Source organism: Micropruina sp., assembly GCF_047607385.1.
Classification (GTDB): domain Bacteria; phylum Actinomycetota; class Actinomycetes; order Propionibacteriales; family Propionibacteriaceae; genus Micropruina.
This window is the reverse complement of the sequence record NZ_JASGDE010000057.1, coordinates 39,049-45,112: the sequence shown is the minus strand read 5'-3', so window position 1 is coordinate 45,112 and position 6,064 is coordinate 39,049. Positions and strand designations below refer to the sequence as shown.

Genomic DNA, 6,064 nt, shown 5'->3' with positions numbered 1-6,064 from the left:
GCCGAGGTGGAGGCCCGGGCCGCCACCCTGCGCGCCGAGCCGGCCCCGGGTGCCGTGGTCGAGTCCCGCGCCGTCCCGGTCGACCGGGTCGGGCTGTACGTGCCGGGCGGGCTCGCGCCGCTGGCGTCCTCGGTGCTGATGAACGTGGTGCCCGCCCAGGTGGCCGGGGTGCCGTCGATCGCGGTGGCGTCCCCGCCGCAGGCCGACTTCGGCGCCCTGCCGCATCCCACCATCCTGGCCGTCTGCGCCCTGCTCGGCGTGGACGAGGTGTACGCCGTCGGCGGCGCGCAGGCGATCGCCATGTTCGCCCACGGCGTCGACGACCTGTGCGCACCCGTCGACCTGGTCACCGGTCCTGGCAACATCTACGTGGTGGCCGCCAAGCGGCTGCTCCGCGGCAAGGTCGGCATCGACTCCGAGGCCGGCCCCACCGAGATCGCGATCCTGGCCGACGACAGCGCCGACGCGCGGTTCGTGGCCGCCGACCTGATCTCGCAGGCCGAGCACGACCCGTTGGCCGGAGCCGTGCTGGTCACCGATTCCGTCGGATTGGCGGACGCCGTCCGCGCCGAGCTCGAGCCGCAGGTCGCAGCGACCACCCACAGCGAGCGGATCCGCACCGCGCTCGCCGGGCAACAGTCGGCGATCGTGCTGGTCGACGACCTGAACCAGGGCCTGGACGTGGTCAACGCCTACGCCGCCGAGCACCTCGAGATCCACACCCGGGACGCCCGCGCCGTCGCCGGACGGGTCCGCAACGCCGGGGCGATCTTCGTCGGCCCCTGGGCGCCGGTCTCGCTCGGCGACTACAGCGCGGGCAGCACCCACGTGCTGCCGACCGCCGGCTGCGCCTGCCACTCGTCCGGGCTGAACGTGAACAGCTTCCTCAAGCACGTGCACGTCATCGACTACTCCCGCGAGGCCCTCCTCGAGGTGGCGAGCGTCGTCGAGACCTTCGCGGCCGCCGAGAACCTGCCCGCCCACGGCGCCGCGGTGACCGTGCGCCGCGAGCCGGTCCCGGCCGGCGCCGTCCGATCCACGTCCGACCAGGAGTCGAACCGATGAAGCCGAACCCGTCGCTGGCCGATCTGCCGCTGCGTCCGGAGCTGATCGGCGAAGAGCCCTACGGGGCGCCGCAGCTGGACGTCCCGGTGTGCCTGAACGTCAACGAGAACCCGTTCCCGCCCAACGCCGAGATCGCCGCCGACATGGCCGCCGCGATCACCGCCGGAGCGACCGGGCTGAACCGCTACCCGGACCGGGAGGCCACCGGGCTGCGCACCGCGCTGGCCACGTATCTCGGGCACGGGCTGACCATCGAGAACATCTGGGCCGCGAACGGCTCCAACGAGGTGATGACCCACCTGCTGGGCGCCTTCGGCGGCCCCGGACGCACCCTGCTCAGCTTCACCCCCACCTACTCGATGTACCCCGAGTACGCCCGCAACACCCACACCCGCTACGTCACGGCGCCGCGCCACGACGACTACAGCCTGGACGCCGACCTGATCGGCTCCGCGATCGCCGAGCACGACGCCGGCGTGGTGATCATCACCACGCCGAACAACCCGACCGGCACCCCGACCGCGCTGCAGGTGATCGCAGAGGTGTTGGCGCACACCGACGCGGTCGTGGTGGTCGACGAGGCCTATCAGGAGTTCTCCCGGCACCCCGAGCAGACCGCGCTCACCCTGCTGCCGCGGTTCGGCAACCTGATCGTCAGCCGCACCATGAGCAAGGCGTTCGCCCTGGCCGGCGGACGGGTCGGCTACTTCGCCGCGGCCCCGGCGATCGTGGACGCCTGCCGCATCGTCCGGCTGCCCTACCACCTGTCGGCGCAGACCCAGATTGTCGCCGAGACCGCGCTGCGGCATGCCGACTTCCTACTCGGCCAGGTCGACCAGCTGCGCCGCACCCGCGACGAGATGCTGGTCCGGCTGCCGGAACTCGGCGTCGAGGTGATCGACTCCGACGCTAACTTCTGCCTGTTCGGCGCCTTCGCCGACCGGCACGATGTCTGGCAGCGGCTGCTCGATCGCGGGGTGCTCATCCGGGAGACCGGACCAGCGGGCTGGCTACGGGTTTCGGTGGGGACACCGGAAGAGACCGAGACGTTCTACACGGCCCTGGCCGAGGTACTGGAGGAGATCCGATGACGGCACGCACCGCGGTGGTGGAGCGCAGCACCAGCGAATCGAGCGTTCGGGTGGGGGTGAACCTGGACGGCACCGGCACGTCCACGATCAGCACCGGCGTCGGCTTCTACGACCACATGCTGACCGCGCTGTCCAAGCATTCGCTGATCGACCTGGAGGTCAGCACCACCGGCGACCTGCACATCGACGGCCACCACAGCGTCGAGGACACCGCGATCGCGCTCGGCGCGGCGGTGAAGCAGGCGCTCGGCGACAAGCGCGGCATCGTCCGGTTCGGCGACGCCACCGTCCCGCTGGACGAGGCCCTCGCGCACGCGGTGGTGGACGTCGCCGGACGTCCCTACGCGGTCTGCTCGGGCGAACCGGACGGCCAGGTCTACGCGCTGATCGGCGGCTCGGGCGTGCCCTACGCCGGGTCGATGACCTACCACGTGATGGAGTCGTTCGCGATCAACGCCGGCATCTGCCTGCACCTGCGGCTGCTGGCCGGACGCGACCCGCACCACATCGTCGAGGCGCAGTTCAAGGCGGTCGCCCGGGCGCTGCGGATCGCGGTAGCGATCGACCCGCGGGTGGCGGACGCGATCCCGTCCACCAAGGGCTCGCTGTGACCGAGCCGCGGGTCGTCGTCCTCGACTACGGCTCCGGCAACCTGCACTCGGCGACCCGGGCGCTGCGCGCCGCCGGCGCCGAGGTCGTGCTCACCGCGGACGCCGACGCGGCGCTGGCGGCGGACGGCCTGGTGGTGCCCGGCGTCGGTGCCTTCGCGGCCTGCATGGCGGGGCTGGAGGCCGTCGGCGGGCCGGCGGTGATCCGCGAGCGACTGGCGAGCGAGCGTCCGGTGCTGGGCATCTGTGTCGGTCACCAGGTGTTGTTCGGCCATGGTGTCGAGCACGGTCTGGACGCCGCCGGCGTCGGCGTCCTGCCCGGCGTGGTGGAGCGGCTGACCAGCGCCCGGCTACCGCATATGGGGTGGAACACGGTCGACGCCCCGGACGATTCGAGGCTGTTCGCCGGCCTGGCCGGGCAGCGCTTCTACTTCGTGCACTCCTACGGCGTCCGATCCGGCGCCGACCTGCCCGGCGACGCCACGATCACCTGGGCCGAACACGACGGCGACCGGTTCATCGCCGCGGTGGAGCACGGGACGCTCTCCAGCACCCAGTTCCACCCGGAGAAGTCCGGTCAGGCCGGCGCGGCGCTGCTGCGCAACTGGATCGCCACCCTCGGCTGACGGTGGGACGAGGGGACGGTTCTTTTCGTCCCACGGATGGAGTTCGGGTCGACCGGGGAGGGACGAGAACCGTCCCCCTCCTGCCCCGGCGTTTCGACGGGGTAGGCATCCGGCAGCTCCGGCGGCACACTGAGGCATGGAACTCGACACCGACGCATTGGTCGCCGCCGCCACGGACAACGGCTTCACTGGGGCGATCCGGGTGGAGGCGGCCGGGGAGTGCCTGTTCGAGCAGGCCTTCGGTCTGGCCGACCGGGCCCACGGGATCCCGAACACGGCCGAGACCCAGTTCGGCATGGCCAGCGGGTCGAAGACCTTCACCGCGCTCGCGGTGTTGTCCCTGGTGGCGGACGGCATCATGAGCCTCGACGATCCGGCGCGCCGCTGGCTCGGCACCGACCTGCCGCAGATCGACGATGCCGTCACCGTGCGGCACCTGCTCGGCCATCGGTCCGGGGTCGGCGAATATCTCGACGACGACGCCGACCTCGACGCGTACCTGCTGCCCGGCAGCATGCACAGCTACACCTCGCCCGAGGATTTCGTGCCCCTGCTGGACCTGCCGATGCAGGCCGAGCCCGGCGCCGAGTTCTTCTACAACAACGGCGGTTTCGTGCTGCTCGGGCTGCTCGCCCAGCGGGCGTCCGGCGTCCGCTACCAGGACCTGGTACGCCAGCGCGTGCTGCGGCCCGCGGGTCTGCAGCGCACCGACTTCCTGCGCTCCGACGAGCTGCCCGGCTCGGCCGCGCTCGGCTACCTGTACCCGGACAGCCTGCGCAGCAACATCTTCCACCTGCCGATCGAGGGCAGCGCGGACGGCGGCGCCTACATCACCGTCGGCGACGCCCGGCGGTTCTGGCTGGCGCTGGCCGCGGGGGCGATCGTGCCGCTGGAACTGGTCGAGGAGATGACCACGCCGGTGCCCGGTCACGATGCCGAATGGCCGTACGGCTTGGGGTTGTGGTTGCCGACGCCGGGTGGCGTGTGGGCGATGGTGGGTGCGGACGCCGGCGTCGAGATGAAGAGCGAGCACGTGCCGGCCCACGACCTGACCTGGACGGTGCTGGCCAACGAGTCGGACAAGGCCGGCCCGATGATGCGGCACCTGCGGCTCTGGCGCGAGGACGTCCTCGGCTGATTTCGTTCGTCGAGCTTGTCGGGACCAGGTCGTCGGTCGAGATTGTCGAGACCCAGGCCGTCGGTCGAGCTTGTCGAGACCCCCTGGCGACGGTTTCGACATGCTCAACCAGCGGTGCTCAGGTTGGCCGAGTTCCCGGTTTCGACAAGCTCGACCAGCGATGCAGCGACTGTGCCTCACAGGACGTCCATCCTCAGCTATTGACAAACAATATTGTCGAATTGCACCCTGGTGCCATGCCAGCCGCAGCGATGGAACTCCTTCACCAGGACGGACAGGTGAAGGCTGCGCTCGCGCCGATCCGCCGGCAGTTGCTCGAACTGCTGTGCGAGCCGGCGTCCGCCACCGAACTCGCCCGGCAGACCGGGCTGTCCCGGCAGAAGCTGAACTACCACCTGCGGGTGCTGGAGCGCGCCGGGCTGGTCGAGCTGGTGGAGACCCGGCAACGCCGCGGCTGCGTCGAACGGGTGCTGCGGGCCAGCGCCGACCAGCTGGTGGTCGATCCGGGCATCCTGGCGCCGGGGGAGCGGCTGCGGTCCCGTGACCGCTACGCCGCCGAACACCTGGTGGACGCCGCATCGGACGTCGTCCGCACCGTCTCGCGGCTGCGCGCCGGTGCCGAGTCGGCGCAGAAGCGGCTGCTCACCTTCACCGTCGAGGCCGAGGTGACCTTCGGGCAGCCGGCCGACGTGCACGCCTTCGCCGATGCGCTCGCCGCATCGGTCGCCGAACTGGCCGAACGATTCGGCTCCGACCAGGGACAACGATTCAGCCTGCTGATCGGCGGGCATCCGGCAACGAGAGAGGACCACGACCATGACTGACGATCGACCGGTGATCGAGGTGACCATCGCCGCCCCGGTGGAGGCGGTGTGGGCCAGCCTGCGCGACCCCGTGCTGATCCGGCGCTGGCACGGCTGGCACTACGACGGCCTGGACGAAGAGATCGCGATGATCTTCGGCACCGAGGGCGCCGACGACGAGGCGCACGTCCTGAACGCCAACGCGGGCGATCGCTTCGAGGTGGACGCCGTCCCCGGCGGCACCCGGGTCCGGGTCACCCGTGCGCCGTACCTGCCCGACGAGGCGTGGAGCGCCTACTACGACGACATCACCGAGGGCTGGAAGTCGTTCCTGCAGCAACTGCGGTTCATGCACGAGCGGCACCCCGGCGAGGACCGGCGCACCATCTTCCTGATGGCCCGCGGCGAACCGGACGCGCCCGAGCGGCTGCGGGGCTCGGTGCCGGCCCGCGCGGGTGAGCTCTGGTACGCCGCCGAGCGGCAGCGCGGAGTGCTCTTGCCCGACCTCGGCCCCGGGCTGCTGATCACCGTCGCCAAGGAACCCGCCACCGACGAGACCGGCACGAGCTTCGTGGACGCCTCCGCGATCGTCACCTGCTACGGGCTGGACGACGATCAGTTCGCCGCCGAGCAGGCGCGCTGGACGGCGTGGTGGGCCAGCGCCTACCCCGAGACGGCGCCGGCGCCCGCCTGAGGTCGCCCCGCGTCGGCCGAGCCTCGTTGGTCGAGCTTG

The 6,064-nt window shown here is 71.3% G+C and carries 7 protein-coding genes; all 7 read left to right on the top strand.

What is annotated here, in order from left to right; translation table 11 throughout:
* Positions 1 to 1,065, top strand: a 1,065-nt coding sequence (gene hisD, locus QM582_RS05585) for a histidinol dehydrogenase (RefSeq protein ID WP_415082500.1), incomplete at its 5' end; no start/stop codon positions are given.
* Positions 1,062 to 2,156, top strand: coding sequence for a histidinol-phosphate transaminase (locus tag QM582_RS05580; RefSeq protein ID WP_415082498.1), 1,095 nt, complete (start codon positions 1,062 to 1,064; stop codon positions 2,154 to 2,156). The genes hisD and QM582_RS05580, both read left to right, overlap by 4 nt.
* Positions 2,153 to 2,767 carry an imidazoleglycerol-phosphate dehydratase HisB gene (hisB, locus tag QM582_RS05575; RefSeq protein ID WP_415082497.1) on the top strand — a complete coding sequence of 205 codons (615 nt, stop codon included), beginning with the start codon at positions 2,153 to 2,155 and terminating at the stop codon, positions 2,765 to 2,767. The genes QM582_RS05580 and hisB overlap by 4 nt, the downstream gene beginning before the upstream one ends.
* On the top strand, positions 2,764 to 3,390 hold the full coding sequence (gene hisH / locus QM582_RS05570; RefSeq protein WP_415082495.1) for an imidazole glycerol phosphate synthase subunit HisH: 627 nt from the start codon (positions 2,764 to 2,766) through the stop codon (positions 3,388 to 3,390). The genes hisB and hisH overlap by 4 nt, the downstream gene beginning before the upstream one ends.
* A gap of 136 nt (positions 3,391 to 3,526) precedes the next feature.
* Positions 3,527 to 4,528 (top strand): serine hydrolase domain-containing protein, encoded by a 1,002-nt coding sequence (locus QM582_RS05565; protein ID WP_415082493.1) that lies wholly within the window; start codon positions 3,527 to 3,529, stop codon positions 4,526 to 4,528.
* Positions 4,529 to 4,764: 236 nt separating this feature from the next.
* A complete protein-coding gene (locus QM582_RS05560) occupies positions 4,765 to 5,352 on the top strand; it encodes an ArsR/SmtB family transcription factor (protein WP_415082492.1) in 588 nt (195 codons plus the stop codon).
* Complete coding sequence (locus tag QM582_RS05555; RefSeq protein ID WP_415082491.1) at positions 5,345 to 6,025, top strand: hypothetical protein; 681 nt, start codon at positions 5,345 to 5,347, stop codon at positions 6,023 to 6,025. The genes QM582_RS05560 and QM582_RS05555 overlap by 8 nt, the downstream gene beginning before the upstream one ends.
* Positions 6,026 to 6,064 lie beyond the last annotated feature (39 nt).

What these genes read in the sequence shown, in the direction of transcription:
- hisB (WP_415082497.1), top strand. Translation starts at nt 2,153, where the DNA reads ATGACGGCACGCACCGCGGTGGTGGAGCGCAGCACCAGCGAATCGAGC.
- QM582_RS05560 (WP_415082492.1), top strand. Translation starts at nt 4,765, where the DNA reads ATGCCAGCCGCAGCGATGGAACTCCTTCACCAGGACGGACAGGTGAAG.
- QM582_RS05565 (WP_415082493.1), top strand. Translation starts at nt 3,527, where the DNA reads ATGGAACTCGACACCGACGCATTGGTCGCCGCCGCCACGGACAACGGC.
- QM582_RS05580 (WP_415082498.1), top strand. Translation starts at nt 1,062, where the DNA reads ATGAAGCCGAACCCGTCGCTGGCCGATCTGCCGCTGCGTCCGGAGCTG.
- QM582_RS05555 (WP_415082491.1), top strand. Translation starts at nt 5,345, where the DNA reads ATGACTGACGATCGACCGGTGATCGAGGTGACCATCGCCGCCCCGGTG.